The 17,581-nt window shown below is 63.3% G+C and carries 14 protein-coding genes and 1 tRNA gene; 10 read left to right on the forward strand and 5 right to left on the reverse strand.

Translation table 11 applies throughout. From position 1 onward, the window contains the following. Positions 1 to 70: 70 nt before the first annotated feature. From fdnG to OIU19_RS20750, 7 genes are all read left to right on the forward strand, one after another. Positions 71 to 3,139, forward strand: coding sequence for a formate dehydrogenase-N subunit alpha (gene fdnG, locus OIU19_RS20720; RefSeq protein ID WP_264236566.1), 3,069 nt, complete (start codon positions 71 to 73; stop codon positions 3,137 to 3,139). After that, the gene (fdxH, locus tag OIU19_RS20725; RefSeq protein WP_264236567.1) at positions 3,139 to 4,089 is read left to right on the forward strand and encodes a formate dehydrogenase subunit beta; all 951 of its coding nucleotides are present in this window, start codon (positions 3,139 to 3,141) and stop codon (positions 4,087 to 4,089) included. The genes fdnG and fdxH overlap by 1 nt, the downstream gene beginning before the upstream one ends. Further along, on the forward strand, positions 4,086 to 4,748 hold the full coding sequence (locus OIU19_RS20730; protein ID WP_264236568.1) for a formate dehydrogenase subunit gamma: 663 nt from the start codon (positions 4,086 to 4,088) through the stop codon (positions 4,746 to 4,748). The genes fdxH and OIU19_RS20730 overlap by 4 nt, the downstream gene beginning before the upstream one ends. A 4-nt stretch (positions 4,749 to 4,752) precedes the next feature. Further along, positions 4,753 to 5,679: a formate dehydrogenase accessory protein FdhE gene (fdhE, locus tag OIU19_RS20735; protein WP_264236569.1), complete on the forward strand. Its 927-nt coding sequence runs from the start codon at positions 4,753 to 4,755 to the stop codon at positions 5,677 to 5,679. A gap of 189 nt (positions 5,680 to 5,868) precedes the next feature. Beyond that, positions 5,869 to 7,296, forward strand: a complete 1,428-nt coding sequence (gene selA / locus OIU19_RS20740; RefSeq protein WP_264236570.1) for an L-seryl-tRNA(Sec) selenium transferase — start codon at positions 5,869 to 5,871, stop codon at positions 7,294 to 7,296. Beyond that, positions 7,293 to 9,215 (forward strand): selenocysteine-specific translation elongation factor, encoded by a 1,923-nt coding sequence (selB, locus tag OIU19_RS20745; protein WP_264236669.1) that lies wholly within the window; start codon positions 7,293 to 7,295, stop codon positions 9,213 to 9,215. The genes selA and selB overlap by 4 nt, the downstream gene beginning before the upstream one ends. A gap of 6 nt (positions 9,216 to 9,221) precedes the next feature. Beyond that, positions 9,222 to 9,317: transfer RNA gene (locus OIU19_RS20750), tRNA-Sec, on the forward strand. Between the two features lie 195 nt (positions 9,318 to 9,512). Here OIU19_RS20750 and OIU19_RS20755 read toward each other — a convergent pair. Both OIU19_RS20755 and OIU19_RS20760 read right to left on the reverse strand, forming a co-directional pair. Beyond that, entirely contained in the window at positions 9,513 to 10,502 is a 990-nt protein-coding gene (locus OIU19_RS20755; RefSeq protein WP_264236571.1) for an asparaginase, read from the reverse strand. Between the two features lie 71 nt (positions 10,503 to 10,573). Then, positions 10,574 to 12,016 (reverse strand): sodium:alanine symporter family protein, encoded by a 1,443-nt coding sequence (locus OIU19_RS20760; protein WP_264236572.1) that lies wholly within the window; start codon positions 12,014 to 12,016, stop codon positions 10,574 to 10,576. 179 nt (positions 12,017 to 12,195) lie between these two features. Here OIU19_RS20760 and OIU19_RS20765 point away from each other — a divergent pair, with 179 nt between their 5' ends. Further along, positions 12,196 to 13,005, forward strand: a complete 810-nt coding sequence (locus tag OIU19_RS20765; protein WP_264236573.1) for a helix-turn-helix transcriptional regulator — start codon at positions 12,196 to 12,198, stop codon at positions 13,003 to 13,005. Between the two features lie 6 nt (positions 13,006 to 13,011). Here the strand turns inward: OIU19_RS20765 and OIU19_RS20770 are convergent, their stop codons facing one another. After that, on the reverse strand, positions 13,012 to 13,851 hold the full coding sequence (locus tag OIU19_RS20770) for an alpha/beta hydrolase (RefSeq protein WP_264236574.1): 840 nt from the start codon (positions 13,849 to 13,851) through the stop codon (positions 13,012 to 13,014). Positions 13,852 to 13,869: 18 nt separating this feature from the next. Further along, the gene (locus OIU19_RS20775) at positions 13,870 to 14,916 is read right to left on the reverse strand and encodes a hypothetical protein (RefSeq protein WP_264236575.1); all 1,047 of its coding nucleotides are present in this window, start codon (positions 14,914 to 14,916) and stop codon (positions 13,870 to 13,872) included. A gap of 298 nt (positions 14,917 to 15,214) precedes the next feature. Between OIU19_RS20775 and OIU19_RS20780 the strand changes: the two genes are divergently transcribed. Together OIU19_RS20780 and OIU19_RS20785 are read left to right on the forward strand one after the other, a co-directional pair. Next, the gene (locus OIU19_RS20780) at positions 15,215 to 16,099 is read left to right on the forward strand and encodes a sugar nucleotide-binding protein (protein WP_186557331.1); all 885 of its coding nucleotides are present in this window, start codon (positions 15,215 to 15,217) and stop codon (positions 16,097 to 16,099) included. Further along, positions 16,092 to 17,024, forward strand: coding sequence for an NAD-dependent epimerase/dehydratase family protein (locus tag OIU19_RS20785; protein ID WP_264236576.1), 933 nt, complete (start codon positions 16,092 to 16,094; stop codon positions 17,022 to 17,024). The genes OIU19_RS20780 and OIU19_RS20785 overlap by 8 nt, the downstream gene beginning before the upstream one ends. A gap of 30 nt (positions 17,025 to 17,054) precedes the next feature. On the opposite strand, the gene OIU19_RS20790 is transcribed toward OIU19_RS20785, so the two are convergent. Then, positions 17,055 to 17,495, reverse strand: coding sequence for a helix-turn-helix domain-containing protein (locus OIU19_RS20790; protein WP_264236577.1), 441 nt, complete (start codon positions 17,493 to 17,495; stop codon positions 17,055 to 17,057). Between the last annotated feature and the right edge of the window lie 86 nt (positions 17,496 to 17,581).

Consider the following 17,581-nt stretch of genomic DNA (forward strand, 5'->3'; position numbering starts at 1 on the left):
AAGCCATCACCGTGAAGTCTAGAGGCGCCGACTCCACAACAGGCGCCCGAACCCTGATCAGGAGTGCACGATGGATCTCAACCGTCGGCAGTTTTTCAAGGTCGCCGCCGTCGGCCTTGGAGGCTCGAGCCTCGCGGCGTTGGGCATGGCCCCGACACCGGCGTTCGCCGAGCAGGTGCGTCACTTCAAGCTGGCGCACACCAAAGAGACGCGCAATACCTGCCCCTACTGCTCGGTCGGCTGCGGCCTGATCCTGTACAGCCAGGGTGATGCAGGCAAGAACGTCAAACAGAACATCATCCACATCGAGGGCGACGCCGATCATCCGGTCAACCGCGGCACCCTGTGCCCGAAAGGCGCTGGGTTGCTGGACTTTATCCACAGCCCCAACCGCCTGAAGTATCCCGAGGTGCGCAAGCCGGGCAGTAATGAGTGGACGCGGGTCAGCTGGGACGAAGCGCTCGATCGGGTGGCGGGGCTGATGAAGGCCGACCGCGACGCCAACTTCATCGAGAAAAATGCCCAGGGCCAGACCGTCAACCGCTGGATCACCACGGGTTTTCTCGCCGCTTCTGCTGCCTCCAGCGAAGCCGGCTACCTGACCCACAAGGTCGTTCGCTCACTGGGCATGCTGGGGTTCGATAACCAAGCGCGTGTCTGACATGGCCCGACGGTGGCAAGTCTTGCCCCGACGTACGGCCGTGGCGCCATGACCAACCATTGGTCGGATATCGCCAACGCGAATCTGATCCTGGTAATGGGCGGCAACGCAGCAGAAGCCCACCCTTGTGGCTTCAAATGGGTGACCGAAGCCAAGGCGCACAACCAGGCCCGGCTGATCGTGGTCGACCCACGTTTCACCCGTACCGCCTCGGTGGCTGATTACTACGCGCCGATCCGCACCGGTAGCGATATCGCCTTCATGGGCGGGCTGATCAACTACCTGCTGAGTCAAGACAAGATCCAGCACGAGTACGTGCGCAACTACACCGATGTGTCGTTCATCGTCAAAGCCAACTATGGCTTCGAAGATGGCCTGTTCAGTGGTTACGACGCCGAAAAACGGGTGTACGCCGACAAGTCCGGCTGGGGCTATGAGCTCGGCACGGATGGCTTTGCCGTGGTCGATCCGACCCTGCAGCACCCACGTTGCGTGTACCAATTGATGAAGCAGCACTACAGCCGCTATACCCCGGAGCTGGCCAGCATGACCTGCGGCATGCCGCAGGAGGCGATGATGAAGATCTGGGAAGAGATCGCCACCTGCTCGGTGCCGGGCAAGACCATGACCATCCTCTACGCGCTCGGCTGGACTCAGCATTCGATCGGCGCGCAGATCATCCGCAGTGCGGCGATGGTGCAGTTGCTGCTGGGCAACGTCGGTATGCCGGGTGGTGGGGTCAATGCCTTGCGCGGCCACTCCAATATCCAGGGCCTGACCGACCTGGGGCTGTTGTCCAACTCGCTGCCAGGCTACCTGACGCTGGCTGGCGATGCCGAGCAGGACTACGCCGCCTTCATTGACAAACGGGCGATGAAACCGCTGCGTCCGGGGCAGCTTTCCTATTGGCAGAACTACGGCAAGTTCCACGTCAGCCTGATGAAAGCCTGGTATGGCGCCAACGCCACGTTGGAAAACAACTGGGGCTACGACTGGCTGCCCAAGCTCGACGTGGGCTCCTACGACGTATTGCGCATGTTCGAGATGATGAGCCAGGGCAAGGTCAACGGCTACCTGTGCCAGGGCTTCAACCCGATCGCCGCGCTGCCGGACAAGAACCGCGTTACAGCCGCCTTGGCCAAGCTCAAGTGGCTGGTGATCATGGACCCGTTGGCCACCGAGACCTCGGAGTTCTGGCGCAACGCCGGGCCGTTCAACGATGTCGACACGGCCAACATCCAGACCGAGGTGATCCGCCTGCCGACCACTTGCTTCGCCGAGGAGGATGGCTCGCTGGTCAACAGTAGTCGCTGGCTGCAGTGGCACTGGAAGGGCGCCGATGGCCCTGGCGAAACGCGCACTGACGTGCAGATCATGAGCGAGCTGTTCCTGCGTCTGCGTCAGCGTTACCAGAGCGAGGGCGGCGCTTATCCTGATCCGCTGCTGAACATCAGTTGGCCGTACAAGATTGCCGATGAGCCTTCGCCTGAAGAGCTGGCCAAGGAGATGAACGGTTGGGCGATCACCGATCAGACTGATGCGACCGGGACGCTGGTCAAGGCAGGCCAGCAGTTGGCCGGATTTGGCCTGCTCAAGGATGATGGCAGCACCGCTTCTGGTTGCTGGATCTTCAGCGGTAGCTGGACCGAGCAGGGCAACCAGATGGCTCGGCGCGACAACAGTGATCCGTTCGGCATGCATCAGGCTCAAGGCTGGGCCTGGGCCTGGCCGGCCAACCGGCGGATTCTCTACAACCGCGCCTCCAGCGACCCGCAAGGCAAACCGTGGGACCCAGAGAAAAAACGCCTGGTGTGGTGGAACGGTAGTGCTTGGACTGGCACCGATGTGCCGGACTTCGCAGTGGCCTCGCCTCCAGAGGCCGGGATGAACCCGTTCATCATGAACCCCGAAGGGGTGGCGCGTTTCTTTGCCATCGACAAGATGGCCGAGGGGCCATTCCCCGAGCACTACGAACCGTTCGAGACGCCGATCGGCATCAACCCGCTGCACCCGCAGAACAAGAAGGCCACCAGCAACCCGGCGGGGCGCATCTTCGATTCGGTGTGGGACACCCTGGGTACTCATCAGCAGTTCCCGTATGCGGCGACCACCTACCGGCTGACCGAGCACTTCCACTTCTGGAGCAAGCACTGCCGGCTCAATGCCATTGCCCAGCCCGAGCAGTTCGTCGAGATCGGCGAGGTGCTGGCCAATGAGAAGGGCATCAAGGCTGGCGATCGGGTGCGGGTGTCGAGCAAGCGTGGGCATATCGAGGCGGTGGCGGTGGTGACCAAGCGGATTCGTCCGCTCAAGGTCAACAACCAGACCGTGCACCAGATCGGCATCCCGTTGCACTGGGGCTTCACCGGCACCACCCGCCACGGCTACCTGACCAATACCCTGGTGCCGTTCCTCGGTGATGGCAACACCCAGACGCCGGAGTCCAAGTCGTTCCTCGTCAACGTGGAGAAAGTCTGATGGCCAGCCAAGACATCATCGCCCGCTCGGCCACCACCACCGCGCCGTCTTCGATTCGCCAGCTGGAAGAAGTCGCCAAGCTTATCGACACCACCAAGTGCATCGGCTGCAAGGCCTGCCAGGTGGCGTGTTCGGAGTGGAACGAACTGCGTGACGAGGTCGGCCACAACCACGGCACCTACGACAACCCACAAGACCTGAGCGCTGAAACCTGGACCCTGATGCGCTTCACCGAGCACGAGCGTGACGACGGCAACCTGGAGTGGCTGATCCGCAAGGATGGCTGCATGCACTGCGCCGATCCCGGCTGCCTGAAGGCCTGCCCCAGCCCGGGGGCGATCATCAAGCACGCCAATGGCATCGTCGACTTCAACCAGGACCACTGCATCGGCTGCGGCTATTGCATCACCGGCTGCCCGTTCAACATCCCGCGCATTTCGCAGAAAGACCACAAGGCCTATAAGTGCACCTTGTGCTCCGACCGCGTCAGCGTGGGCCTGGAGCCGGCCTGCGTGAAAACCTGTCCGACCGGAGCGATCGTGTTCGGCAGCAAGGATGAGATGAAGGTGCATGCCGCCGAGCGCATCGTCGACCTCAAGTCACGTGGCTTCGACAATGCTGGGTTGTACGACCCCGATGGCGTGGGTGGCACCCATGTGATGTACGTGCTGCACCACGCCGACACGCCACGGCTGTATGCCGGTTTGCCGGATCAGCCAGTGATCAGCCCGCTGGTCGGGCTGTGGAAGGGCATCAGCAAGCCCCTGGCGCTGCTGGCCATGGGCGCGGCTGTGCTGGCGGGCTTCTTTCACTACGTGCGGGTCGGCCCGCAGCGGGTCGAGGAGGATGAGCATCCCGCGCCTGTGGATAACAGTGTCCAGCAGGTAGACCCGGCGGTACATGTGTATGACCCGACCAAGCCCGGCGGACCAGGGGAGCAGCGGCCATGAACCAGCGCGAGCACAAACCAATCCTGCGCTACAACGCCAACGAACGGACCAACCACTGGATCGTCGCGATGCTGTTCTTCATGGCGGGGCTGTCGGGGCTGGCGCTGTTTCATCCGGCGCTGTTCTGGCTCAGTCATCTGTTCGGTGGCGGACCGTGGACACGCATCCTGCACCCGTTCATGGGCGTGGCGATGTTCGTGTTCTTCCTCGGCCTGGTGGTGCGCTTCTGGCGCGCCAACTTCATCACCGCCAATGACCGCCTGTGGCTGCGGCGTATCGACCGGGTGATGCTCAACAAAGAAGAAGGGGTGCCCCCGATTGGCAAGTACAACGCCGGACAGAAGCTACTGTTCTGGACCTTGCTGCTGTGCATGCTGGTATTGCTGCTCAGTGGCGTGGTGATCTGGCGTGCGTATTTCAGCCACTTCTTCGACATTGGTGCGATTCGCCTGGCGAGCCTGGCCCATGCCTTTGCCGGTTTTGTGCTGATACTAAGCATCATCGTGCACATCTACGCCGGCATCTGGATCAAGGGCTCGGTCGGCGCCATGCTGCATGGCTGGGTCAGCCGCGCCTGGGCACGCAAGCATCATGAACTGTGGTATCGGGAGGTGACCGGCGACAAGCCGCCACCTGCGCCCGGCAGAAAAGAAGGATGAGCGCTTGAGCACGATACTTGAACCTGGGCAGATCGAGGCGGCGGCGACCACCCCGCCATTTATCCACCTGCCCTCTGCCGACGTCTTCAGCGTACGCGCGGCGCGCCTGGAGCAGTTGGCTGAAGGGCATGCCTTGGGCGATTACCTGCGCTTGATCGCTCGGCTGTGTCGGATTCAGCAACAGCTGCTGCTGGCTCCGCCAAGCGGCCTGCCGCTGGCCGAGGAGCGTCAGCGCCTGTGCATAAGTCATGGGCTGCCGCCGCTGGCGGCGGACAGCCTGGTGCGCGAAGGGCCTTGGCTGGTGTGGCTGCCGGCCTTGCTTGAGCGCTTCGACGAGCAGGGCAGTGGCCCGCTGGCAGATGCGTTGAAGGCGCTACGCTTGAGCGATCAGCCCAAGCTCAAAAGCTGGGGCGTTGCCTTGCTGGGTGGTCAGTACGACCTGGTGCCAGCAGCGCTGGTGCCGTTCATAGGCGCGGCGCTGCAGGCGGCATGGACGTATTGGTTGCTGAACCTGCCTAGCCACGAGCTCAAGCCCGCAGACAGCCTCGGCCAATGCCCGGCCTGTGGCTCGCCGGCGATGGCGGGAGTTGTGCGTAACCGCGGCCGGCATAACGGCCTGCGCTATCTGGCCTGCTCGCTGTGTGCCTGCGAATGGCATGTGGTGCGGGTCAAGTGTGTGTACTGCGACTCAAGCAAGGATCTGCGTTACAGCAGCCTGGAAGATGACCGCCATGCCCCCGGCAAGGCGCCGCTGCGGGCGGAGTGCTGTCCGGGCTGTAATGTCTATTTGAAACAGTGCTACCTGGAAAATGACGCTGTTGCTGAGCCCTTGGCCGATGATCTGGCCAGCTTGGCGCTGGACATGCGCCTGGACGATGAAGGCTTCCGGCGGCTGGCGCCGAACCTGCTGCTGGCGCCGGGTCGAGGGTGAGTGTCTACACTGCAAGATCGGGTCGCCTCATTCGCGGGCAAGCCCGCTCCCACAGGGGCCTGTGCTGATTTTGAATACATCAGGGTGCCCCCAGGGCTTCTGCTGATTTTGAGTACAGCGCAGGGCCTGTGGGAGCGGGCTTGCCCCGCGACAGGGCCAGAACAGACACCGCTCAAGCAAGGTCCTCGCATGCCTGTCAGCTTCGCCGCAAACACCCTGCGCTTACCCTCCGTCGATACGCTGTTGCGCCATCCAGCCTGTCACCCACTGATCGAGCGCCACGGCCGAGACGCTACCCTGGCCACCTTGCGCCATCTGCTCGACGACCTACGCGAACCCGCCCAGCTAAACCAACTCAGCCCGGCGGAGCTGTCCGCTGAAGTGCTCCTGGGCCGCGCAGGCGAGCGTCTGATCACCCAGCAACAAAGCCGGGTTCGCCGTGTGTTCAACCTCACCGGCACCGTCCTGCACACCAACCTCGGCCGCGCGCTGCTACCCGAGGAGGCCATCGAGGCCATGCAAGCCGCCGCCCGCTACCCGCTCAACCTCGAATTCGACCTGGCCAGCGGCAAGCGCGGCGACCGCGACGAGCTGATCGAAGGCTTGATCCGCGAGCTCACCGGCGCCGAAGCGGTCACCGTGGTCAACAACAATGCCGCCGCCGTGCTGCTGGCGCTCAACAGCCTCGGCGCGCGCAAAGAAGGGATTATTTCCCGTGGCGAGTTGATCGAAATTGGCGGCGCCTTCCGCATCCCCGACATCATGGCCCGCGCCAACGTGCGCCTGCACGAAGTCGGCACCACCAACCGCACCCACGCCCGCGACTACGAGGCGGCGATCAACCCACGCACCGGCCTGTTGATGCGCGTGCATTGCAGCAACTACAGCATCCAGGGCTTCACCACTCAGGTGCCTACCGCACAGCTGGCGCAGATCGCCCAGCAACACGGCCTGCCGCTGCTCGAAGACCTTGGCAGCGGCAGCCTGCTCGACCTGACCCGCTGGGGGCTGCCCGCCGAGCCGACCGTGCGCCAGGCCCTGGCCGATGGCGCCGATATCGTCACCTTCAGTGGCGACAAGCTGCTCGGCGGCCCGCAGGCCGGCATCATCGTCGGCCGCCAGGCGTTGATCGCCAAGATCAAGAAGAACCCGCTCAAGCGCGCCCTGCGTGTCGACAAGATCACCCTGGCAGCACTGGAAGCAGTGCTGGCGCTGTACCGCAACCCTGATCGCCTGGCCGAACGCCTGCCCAGCCTGCGCCTGCTGACCCGTCCGCAGGGCGAAATCCATGCCCAAGCCGAGCGCCTGGCACCGGCACTCGCGACTCAGTTAGGCGCGCAATGGACGGTAACTGTGCAAGCGACGCTGGGCATGATCGGCAGTGGCAGCCAGCCCGTGGCGCGGCTGCCCAGTGCGGCGTTATGCCTGCGCCCACAAACCTCGAAGAAGCTCCGCGGACGCAGCCTGCACAGTCTCGAGCGGGCCCTGCGGAGCTTGCCGGTACCGGTGCTTGGACGCATCGACGACGACGCGCTGTGGCTCGACCTGCGCCAGTTGGACGACGAACAGCAATGGTTGGCGCAACTGCCGGCCTTGCAACCAGGGCCGCTGCAGTGATCGTCGGCACCGCCGGGCATATCGACCACGGCAAGACCGCGCTGCTCCAAGCCCTGACCGGGCAGGCGGGTGATCAGCGCCAGGAGGAGCGCGCCCGTGGCATGACCATCGATCTCGGTTACCGTTACGCGGCGTTGGCCGACGGTGCGCCACTGACCGGCTTCATCGATGTGCCGGGGCATGAGCGATTTATCCACAATATGCTCGCCGGGGCCCAGGGCATCGACCTGGTGTTGCTGGTGGTCGCTGCCGACGATGGGGTCATGCCACAGACCCGAGAGCACCTGGCGATCATCGAACTGCTCGGCATTCCCCAGGCGCTGGTGGCAATTACCAAATGTGATCGGGTCCAACCACAGCGGGTGCACGAGGTACAGGCACAGGTGGCAGCGCTGCTGGCGCTGGGGCCATATGCCCAAGCGCAGCAGTTTGTCGTCTCCAGCATCAGCGGCACAGGCATCGCCGAATTGCGCCAGGCCCTGCAAGCGGCGCAGGCAAGGGTCAGCCAACGCAGTATCCAGGGCGGTTTTCGCTTGGCGGTGGACCGGGCGTTCTCCATTGCCGGGGCCGGGATCGTGGTGACCGGCACGGCGCTGGCGGGGCGGGTCAATGCGGGCGATACCCTGTTGCTCGGCAAGTCGGCCAAAGCGGTACGGGTGCGTGGCCTGCATGCGCAGAATCAGCCAGCGTTGGTTGCCGAGGCTGGCCAGCGGGTGGCGTTGAACATCGCTGGCGAGCGTCTGGCCCTGGAGCAGATCCATCGTGGCGACTGGCTGGTGGCCGACTGGCTGCATGCACCGAGCGCACGGGTGGATATCGAGCTTTTCCTGCTCCCGGGGGAGACGCGGCCGTTCGAGCATTTCAGCCCGGTGCATGTGTACCTCGGCACCCAGGACGTCACTGCGCGGGTGGCCTTGCTGGAGGGCGAGCAGCTACGGCCTGGGCAGCGCATGTTCGCCCAGTTACAGCTCAATGCGCCGTTGCAGGCGGTGCAGGGTGATCGTCTGGTACTGCGCGACCAGCGTGCGCAGCGGACTCTTGGCGGGGGCCGCGTGCTCGATCCTTTCGCGCCGAGCCGGCAGCGGCGCAGTGAGCTACGCCTGCGTCAGCTGGCCGTGTTGCGCGATGCCGAGGGCTTGGAGCAAGCCTTGCCGGCGTTGCTCGATGCAGCGCCCGCAGGCCTCGATCCCCAGCGGCTGGAACGCCAGTTCAATCGTCGACGTGACAGCTGGCGCTTGCCCGAGGCGGTGCAGGTGATCGCTACCCGGCAAGGGCCACTGCTATTCGCCACGGCCCAGTGGCAAGCATTGAAACATTACGTGCGGGAGCAGTTGGCGCGGTTTCATGAGCAAGAGCCCGATCAACTGGGGCCAGACCGGGATCGCCTGCGCCGTTTCGTCGCCTTGCCGTTGGAGCGACCGGCCTTCGTCAGTCTGCTTGAAGAGTTGTTGGGCGAGGGTGCCATCGCCAGCAGTGGACCGTGGCTGCACTTGCCGGATCATCAGGTGCAACTGAGCGCGGCGGATGCGGCGTTGTGGGCGCAACTAGAGCCGCTGTTGCTCAACGGTGAGTTCGATCCGCCTTGGGTCAGGACGCTGGCGCAAGCCGAGCAGCGTGAAGAGACCGAGGTGCGCTTGCTATTGCGCAAGCTGGCGAGGTTGGGCCTGGTACATCAGGTGGTGCGCGATCTGTTCTATCCTCAGGCGACGCTGCGGCGCATGGCCGACCTGCTGTTGCAGCATTCGGCGGGGAATCCTATTGTGCAGGTGGCAGCGTTTCGCGACAGGTTGGGTATTGGTCGCAAGCGCAGTGTGCAGATACTGGAATATTTCGATCGGATTGGCCTGACCCGCCGGGTTGGCGATCAGCGCCAGATTCGTCTCGATAGCGGCTTGGCCCAGCAGCAGAACGGGCACTGAGTTCAAGGAAGGCAATCGCGCCCGGTGGCGCGGCCGGGCTTCAAACCCGGTTGGGGACGGCAGCCGTTCCCGGGCAGGTTCGACTCCCGCTGCCTTCCGCCATTTCAATTGTCCGCAGAGATTGGTGCGGGCTTGCCTGGGCCCACAGTGGCGTTGGCAAAGGCGCTATCGCGGGGCAAGCCCGCTCCCACGATAGGCTAGTACCACTTCAGGGGCTTAAGCCCGCTCCCACGATGGTTCATACCACTTCAGGTGCTCAAGCCCGCCGCCGCGATAGGTGCACGCTACTGCAGGTGCTCAAGCCCGCTCGCCGCACAGGTCCAGGGCAAACCAGTGCTCCGCCGCCTGCACATCCAAGCCGGCCCCGAGCAGCCCGAACAACTTGCCCAGCGCCGCCTCGCGGGTCATGCCGCCACCGCTGACCAAGCCGGTATCACGCAGCCGGCTTCCGGCTGCATAGGTATCGAACACCACCGAGCCAATCGGACACTGGCTGATTGCAACGATCATCACCCCGCCCTGACGTGCATCATGCAGCGCATCGAGCAACGCCTGATCATCCGAAGGCCCGGTGCCACTGCCATAGCACTCCAGCACCAGCCCCTGCACGCCGCTGTCGAGCAGCCCCCGCAGATGCTCGGCCTGCAACCCCGGAAACACCGGCAGCACGGCCAGCTTCACCGGCTGGCGCGGCTGGCGATAATCCAGCACGGACGGAGTCGCCTCGGCACGCTCGCCATCACGATGACGGGGCAGGGCGGCAAACGCATCGAACGCTTCGCTGCGCAGCTTGGAGGCGCGGCAGCCATGGAGCAACTGACCGTGGAAGTACAGCTGCACGCCATCTTCCAGGCCGCTTTCAAACAGCCGCAGCGCGCCGATCAGGTTGTCCCAGGCATCGCTGTCGGGAGCGCCAGCAGGCAGCATCGAGCCGGTCAGCAGCACCGGCGTTGGCAGGCCAAGCAACAAAAACGACAGCGCCGCCGCGCTATAGGCCAGGGTGTCGGTGCCGTGCAGCACCAGCACGCCGTCATGACCATTGCGCTCCACCGCCTCGACGATGGCGTCGCGCATTGCCAGCCAGTTGGCTTGCTGCATGTTGGCGCTGTCGAGCAGCGGGTTCATTTCACGCAGGGTCCACTGCAACTGCGGCGCATCGCTGCGCTGGGCCAGATGCTCACGCATCCGCGCCTCGAAACCACCAGCAGGGGCCAGGCCCTCGGCGGTCTCGAGCATGCCGATGGTGCCACCGGTGTAGAGGACCAGAAGATTCTTGACTGCACGCATGGGAGCATTCCGTAGCGGTGAGCTGGGCAGGAGCAGCCGCCCGCGAACGGGGCGGCTGGCAGGGGAGGATATCAGTGCTGAGTCTGCGCTTGGCCGACTGCGTTGTCAGCGGTTGTTTCAGCCTGGCCGGGTATAGGCCAGGCGGCGCGATCCAGGTCCAGGTCGGGGAACTTGCTGGAGTCGAACACCGGCTGCTTGATCCCGGCCTTGCGCTGGGCGTCGTAGTCGCGCATCACCCGCAGGCCGATCTTGAACAGCAGGGCCAGGGCGATCAGGTTGACGAAGGCCAGGCAGGTCATGGTGATGTCGGCGAAGGCGAATACGGTCGACAAGTCCTGCATCGAACCCCACACCACCAACGCCAGAACCAGGCCACGGAAGCCCAGCAGCACAACGCGATTGCGGCTGAGGAACTGCAGGCTGTTCTCACCCAGGTAGTAGTTGTAGAGGATGCAGGTGAAGACGAACAGCGACAGCGCGACGCTGACGAACAGGCGGCCCCAGTCACCGACCACGGCGGCCAGCGAGTTCTGGGTCAGGACGATGCCGTCACCTTCGAAACCCGGGGTGTAGAAGCCCGACAGCAGGATCAGCAGTGCGGTGCAGGTGCAGATCACGAAGGTGTCGAGGAACACGCTGAAGGCCTGGACCACGCCTTGCGCGCCAGGGTGCTTCACGGCAGCGACGGCCGCCACGTTAGGTGCGCTGCCCAAGCCCGCTTCGTTGGCGAATACGCCACGCTTCACGCCCATGACGATTGCGCTGCCGAGCAGGCCGGCAAACGCAGGATCAAGGCCGAAGGCGCTCTTGAAGATGGTTTCCAGCATGGCCGGCACGTGTTCGATCTGGGTGCCGATCACGTACAGGGTTACGCCGATGTAGGCCAGGGTCTTGATCGGTACCAGCAAGTCCGACACCGCGGCGATGCGCTTGATGCCGCCGATGAAGGTCAGGGCCAGCAGCACGGCGAGGACGATACCGGTGTGTTTCGGATCGAAGGCAAAGGCGTTCTGCAGCGAGTGGGTCACGGTGTACGACTGCAGGCCGATGAAGGCGAAGCCGTAGGTGACCAGCAGCAGGATCGAAAACACGATGGCCATGTTCTTGCGCTTCAGGCCGTGCAAGATGTAGTACGCCGGGCCGCCGCGGTACAGGCCATCGCCATCGGCGCGCTTGTAGACCTGGGCCAGGGTGCACTCGAAGAAGCTGCTGGACATGCCCACCAGCGCGGTCACCCACATCCAGAACACCGCACCTGGGCCGCCGAGGGTCACCGCGATGCCGACACCGGCGATGTTACCGGCGCCAACGCGACCGGCGAGGCTCAGCATCAGCGCCTGGAACGAGCTCAGTTGCCCAGCCTGGCCGCGCAGGGATTCCTTGAACACACCGAACATGTGACCGAAGTGGCGGAACTGGACGAACCGCGAACGGATGGTGAAGTAGCTACCGAGCCCGACGATCAGGACGATGAGCAGTTTCCCGGACAGGAAATCGTTAAGTGCTTCGAGCATTGGCAAATGACCTCGATTCTTATTCTTCGCGTGGAAAGACACGGGCGGCAACGACGTACCGCTTTTCGTTGGGGCGCATGGTTGGCCATGACAAGAGTGGTTACAATTTCGCGGGTTGCTCTGACTTGATGCGACTTGATGCTAAACTTGCATCACTCGCATCAGCTGGAACTCGATTCATGAGCGATCATTTCGCTAACAACCTCAAATTGGCCTGCAGTCACTACCGCTCTATTTCGGAGGTTTGCCGGCAGCTGTCGATCAACCGCGCGCAGTTCAACAAGTACCTGAGTGGGCAGAGCCGTCCGACGGCTTACAACCTCAAGCGCATTGGCGATTTCTTCGGGGTTGAGGATTACGAGCTGAATTTGCCCCCCGAGCAGTTCGCCCGGCTGATCGGTGCGCGCATTCCGTCGGAGCACAGCGACCAGCACGACCCGATCAGCGAGCTGTTCAAGCCGCTGCATGAGCATGCCGGCAACCTGTCGCGGTACTGCGGCTATTACTTCGAATACTCCAACTGCATGTCGGTGCCTGGCCTGATCCTGGTTTCGCTGGTGCACTTACGTGAAGAGCGCGGCAGCTTCTTGTTCGAGCGCCAGGAGCGCCAAGAGCGCAGCAGTGCCACTGACGTGCACGCCGAAGTACGCTGCCGCTACCTGGGGGCGGCGTTTCAACTACAGGACCGGGTATTTCTCATCGACTACGAGTCGCTGACCCTCAACGAGATGAGCCAGACCATCCTCATCCCCAGCTTCAAGAGCCGCATCACCCGCCTCAATGGGCTCAAGACCGGGGTTTCCAGTGGCGACCGACGTAACCCCGCCTGTACCCGGGTGGTATGGGAGTTCCTCGGCGAGGAGATCAACCGCATCAACGCCTATCGCCAGGTCAAACTGTATCGCCCGGATGACCCACGGATCGACGACGACGTGCGCGAGCGGCTCAGCGTCGGGCCATTGAGCAATGGCTTGTTCGAGATCGAGTGAGCGTGCTCAATCGCGAATGAACGTCGCTACCACCTCGGCGACTTGATCGGCCACCTGCGGCGCATCGCGCAGATGCGCGGCGATGCCATGGTCGCAGTCGGTCAGTAGCAGGCACTCCACGTGCGGCGCCGGCACCGAGCGCACCAGCGCGTGGGTGACTTCCTCCGGGATCGGGCTGTAGCGCTGCACCCCAGACAACCAGCGGGTGCCTGCCGACGTGCCTGGGCCTTGGCCGAAGGCCTTGGAGTTGAGCCCGTCGTACTCACCGATCACCAGCAGTACCCGGCCCTGGAACCGGCGCAGGAACCCATAGCTGTCGCAATCGAGGAAGGCGTAGGGCTGGCGGATCGCGGCGCTGAACGCCGGGCCGAAGGGCGCCTGGTGCGCGGCGTCCGGATACACCGCAGGACAGATCAGCACCAGCTTGCGCACTGCGGGCAACTGCGCTGCCATCTTCAGGGCAATCGCCGCGCCCAGGCTGTGCCCAATCAAACTGTCGCACTGCTCGGCGATATGCCGATGAAAGCGCAACGCCTCGGCCAGGTTGATGGCCAGTGAAGGTGCCAAGGCGCCTGGTTCGCTGGCCCGGCTATGGCCGGACAGGTTGCCGGTCAGCGAGCCGATACCCTGCTGCTGCAAGCGGTACAGCAACGGATTGAGCCGGGTGAAGTCTGAGCGGGCACCGCCGACCACGAAAACTGACGGCGCCGGTTCGGCATCCGCGAGCAGCATTCGCGCCTGCTGGCGGTAGCCGTCGAATGCCTCTTCGATGAACCGTTCCTCACCGGGGGCAGGCTCGTCGTATTGCCAGCAAGCGCGTTGTTCTGCGTTGGCTGTGAGATCCATCCCTCTCTCCTACAGGTTTCAGCCGCGTACCAGCAGCGGATCTTCGTTGATTACCAGCGGTTTGGCGAACGCAGAATAGCCGAACAGCCGTACTAGCAGACGGCGGCCGTCTTGTAGTGTGTTGCGCCCGTGCAGTGCGCGGCTGTTATTGACCAACAGGGCAGTATCGGCATGCAGCACGAAGGGAATTGGCAAGGCTTCGCTGACCAGCGTTTGAAGCGCCTCGAAAGCCTGCGCCGCCGCCTTGCTGGCGTACTTACTGAGGCTAAAGCGGCTAGCGTTGTAGCGCATGGCGAAGCCACCATCTGGGTCGAACTGCAGCAATGAGGTGGCAGCCCTGGCTTCAACGTCCTGCTGGGTCTGTCCGTGGTGGCGGGTTGTTAGCTCGAAAGATGCCGATGTCAGCGCCAGGGTGTGCACGCTGCTTAGCTGTTCGATGATGCCGCGTAGCGGAATGATGTGGGTGGGTTCATCGGCGGGGTTCCAGCGCGCGGTAATAATCAGCGCAGAGGGCGCCGGGGAGCTGCCCTGGCAGGCTACTACCGAACACTGATAGGGCGCGTCGGTATGCGGGTCGAGGGATACGCCTGTGTGGGCAGCCGCGCGGGGTGCTGGGCCGGTGTCCTGATGGCGCGAAGGGACGTTGGCCTGGCCAGTGAAGTTGCCGATCAGTCTGACCTGCTTGCCGTCATTGTCGCTGTCGAAGGCAAACGCTCGATAGCGCACCATCTCCAGCAACAGTTGGTTGCGCGAAGCCAGGTACAGGCAGCGGGTGCTGCGTTCCAGGGTGGATAACTCAGGGAGCCTGGACGGCAGCGGATCGCTAAAAGGGCAGGGCATCTGCGAGTACATCAACGCTGCCAACCTGCCTTGGGCAAAGCGCTTGAGTACGTTGCGCTGGTTGGGATGAAGCTGGCGTTCCAGGCGCTGTGCCCATGTGCGGGCGAGCTGGGCCACGCCAGGGGTTTGCGGTCCGCCCAGATTAGCGAGGGCTTGGCAGGCTGCGACCAAGGCCTGGGCTTGCTTGGGCTCAAAGCTTAGGTAGGCGAATTCCGAGTCCTGCATGTTGAAACATTCCTTGTTACTACTGTTGTTCGGTAATCCCACCTGTCGAGCATCAGGCAGGCTGCCTAAATACCGTCAAGGGAGAGAACTAACTATTGGGCGCTGGAAATGCTTGGCGCGGTAGTCAGCTCATTCCGCTGGGGCTATAGGGCGTTTCCTACGGTGCAAAGTGGCAAGTCCAGGGGCTTGAGTCGGCAGGGGCGATTGCGCAGTTACCGCGCTCAAGTTGGACTTCCCCTGCTGGAAACCGCAAAATGCTTTCTTTCCTTTTATCGACCTGAGCGGACCTTTAGACCCTATGCGTATGCGCCTGATGCTGTTGGGTGGTGGCAATGCCCTCGGGCAAGCGCTGATTCGTCTCGGGGCCGAGGAGGACATCGGATTCCTGGCGCCGCGCCCGCCCGAAAAAGGCTGGGATCCGGCCAGCCTGACCCTGCTGCTGGATGAACATCGCCCCGATGTGGTGATCAACCTCGCCTATTACTTCGACTGGTTCCAGGCCGAGTCGGTCAGCGAACAGCGGCTTGCCCAGCAAGAGCGCGCGGTGGAGCGCCTGGCCGAGCTGTGCCAGCACCACGAGATGATCCTCGTCCAACCCTCCAGCTATCGCGTGTTCGATGGCTCGCGGGCCACCGCCTACAGCGAAAAAGACGAGCCGGTGCCGCTGGGCACCCGTGGTCAGGCGCTGTGGCGCATCGAGCAGAGCGTGCGGGCGACCTGCCCGCAGCATGTGCTGTTGCGCTTCGGTTGGGTGCTGGACGAGAGCATCGACGGTGCCTTGGGCCGCTTCCTGACCCGCGCCGAGCAACCGCAGGAATTGCTCCTGGCGGACGATCGGCGCGGTAATCCGACCCCGGTGGACGACGCTGCACGGGTCATCCTCTCGGTGATCAAGCAGCTCGACTGCGATGCGCCGCTGTGGGGCACCTACCACTACGCTGGCAACGAAGCGACCACGCCGCTGGCGCTGGGGCAGGCTATCCTCAGTGAGGCGCAGCAGTGGCACAAGCTGGCCGTGCAGGCGCCGACCGCGCAGGCCCACGCCGCCCGCCCGGATGCCAGCGAAGAGCCGCAGAATGCGGTGCTGGCGTGCAAGAAAATCCTCCATACCTTTGGTATCAAGCCACGCGCCTGGCGCGCCGGTTTGCCGCCCCTACTGGACCGTTTCTATCGACATGGCTGATGCTCCCATCCTGATCACCGGCGGTGCCGGCTTCATCGGCTCGCACTTGTGCGATGCGTTGCTGGATAAAGGCTACGCCGTGCGCATTGTCGATGATCTTTCCACAGGCAAACGCGCCAACCTGCGCCTGGATCATCCCAAGCTTGAACTGCTTGAAGGCGATGTGGCCGACGCTGCACTGGTTGCCCGCGCGGCCAGCGGTTGCCGTGCAGTGGTGCACTTGGCGGCAGTGGCTTCGGTGCAGGCCTCGGTCGACGACCCGGTGAAAACCCATCAAAGCAACTTCATCGGCACGCTGAACGTTTGCGAAGCGATGCGTCTGAATGGCGTGCGCCGGGTGCTGTTCGCCTCCAGCGCGGCGGTGTATGGCAACAATGGCGAAGGGCAGTCGATTGTCGAGGATACGCCCAAGGCGCCGCTGACGCCCTACGCTGTGGATAAGTTGGCCAGCGAGCAGTACCTGGACTTCTACCGTCGCCAGCATGGCCTGGAGCCGGTGGTGTTTCGCTTCTTCAATATCTTCGGGCCACGCCAGGATCCATCCTCGCCTTACTCGGGGGTGATCAGCATCTTCAGTGAGCGTGCCACTCAAGGTAAGCCGATTACCGTGTTCGGCGATGGCGAGCAGACTCGCGATTTTCTCTATGTCGGCGATCTGGTCCAGGTGATGGTCCAGGCGCTGGAGCAGGAGCAGGTCGAGGAGGGCGCGGTGAACATCGGCCTGAACCAGGCGACTTCGCTGAACCAGTTGTTGGCGGCGCTCAAGCAGGTGGTGGGCAGCTTGCCTGAAGTCAGTTACGGCGCGGCGCGTTCGGGTGATATCCGCCATTCGCGGGCGGATAACCAGCGGTTGTTGGCGCGGTTCGCGTTTCCTGAGCCGACGCCAATCGTTGTCGGGTTGGCGCGGTTGTTGGGTAAAGGCTGAGATTTCAGGGCCGCCGAGCGGCCCCAAAACCTAATGCCGCACCGTACGCCTCAGACAATCCTCAGGCGCAAGTGCCCGCCCATCCTTAGCCCGCACCTGTAACACCTCTACCGGCTGCCCCTGAGCGCTGTCCAACAATTGCGATCGCACTTCCCCCGCCTCGAACAGAAACCGCTCCCCCCACTGGCGCATTCCAACCACGATCGGAAACACAGAGCGGCCTTTCTCGGTCAGTACGTATTCCTTGTAGGCACTGCCATCCGAGGCCGGTTGCAACTGCAGCAATCCACTCTCCAGCAACAGTTTCAACCGTGAGGCGAGGATGTTCTTCGCCAGACCCAGGTTTTTCTGAAACTCACTGAAGCGCCGCAGGCCGTCGAAAGCATCGCGCAGAATCATCAGCGCCCACCGATCACCAATCACCTCCAGGGCACGGGCTACCGGGCATTGCTTATTTTGTGGGTCGAGCATGAGCCAAGCCTTCTCATCAGTTCTGGTTGCAGATTAAAACCAGGTTTGCTAGAAAGCTAGCATGTGGTTTCATTTTGAAACCAGAT

Source organism: Pseudomonas sp. BT-42-2 (assembly GCF_025847435.2).
Lineage (GTDB): Bacteria > Pseudomonadota > Gammaproteobacteria > Pseudomonadales > Pseudomonadaceae > Aquipseudomonas > Aquipseudomonas urmiensis.

Excerpts from the sequence above, each read along its gene's own strand:
- fdxH (WP_264236567.1), top strand. The coding sequence starts at position 3,139 with ATGGCCAGCCAAGACATCATCGCCCGCTCGGCCACCACCACCGCGCCG.
- OIU19_RS20730 (WP_264236568.1), top strand. The coding sequence starts at position 4,086 with ATGAACCAGCGCGAGCACAAACCAATCCTGCGCTACAACGCCAACGAA.
- selA (WP_264236570.1), top strand. The coding sequence starts at position 5,869 with ATGCCTGTCAGCTTCGCCGCAAACACCCTGCGCTTACCCTCCGTCGAT.
- OIU19_RS20755 (WP_264236571.1), bottom strand. The coding sequence starts at position 10,502 with ATGCGTGCAGTCAAGAATCTTCTGGTCCTCTACACCGGTGGCACCATC.
- OIU19_RS20760 (WP_264236572.1), bottom strand. The coding sequence starts at position 12,016 with ATGCTCGAAGCACTTAACGATTTCCTGTCCGGGAAACTGCTCATCGTC.
- OIU19_RS20765 (WP_264236573.1), top strand. The coding sequence starts at position 12,196 with ATGAGCGATCATTTCGCTAACAACCTCAAATTGGCCTGCAGTCACTAC.
- OIU19_RS20770 (WP_264236574.1), bottom strand. The coding sequence starts at position 13,851 with ATGGATCTCACAGCCAACGCAGAACAACGCGCTTGCTGGCAATACGAC.
- OIU19_RS20775 (WP_264236575.1), bottom strand. The coding sequence starts at position 14,916 with ATGCAGGACTCGGAATTCGCCTACCTAAGCTTTGAGCCCAAGCAAGCC.
- OIU19_RS20780 (WP_186557331.1), top strand. The coding sequence starts at position 15,215 with ATGCGTATGCGCCTGATGCTGTTGGGTGGTGGCAATGCCCTCGGGCAA.
- OIU19_RS20785 (WP_264236576.1), top strand. The coding sequence starts at position 16,092 with ATGGCTGATGCTCCCATCCTGATCACCGGCGGTGCCGGCTTCATCGGC.
- OIU19_RS20790 (WP_264236577.1), bottom strand. The coding sequence starts at position 17,495 with ATGCTCGACCCACAAAATAAGCAATGCCCGGTAGCCCGTGCCCTGGAG.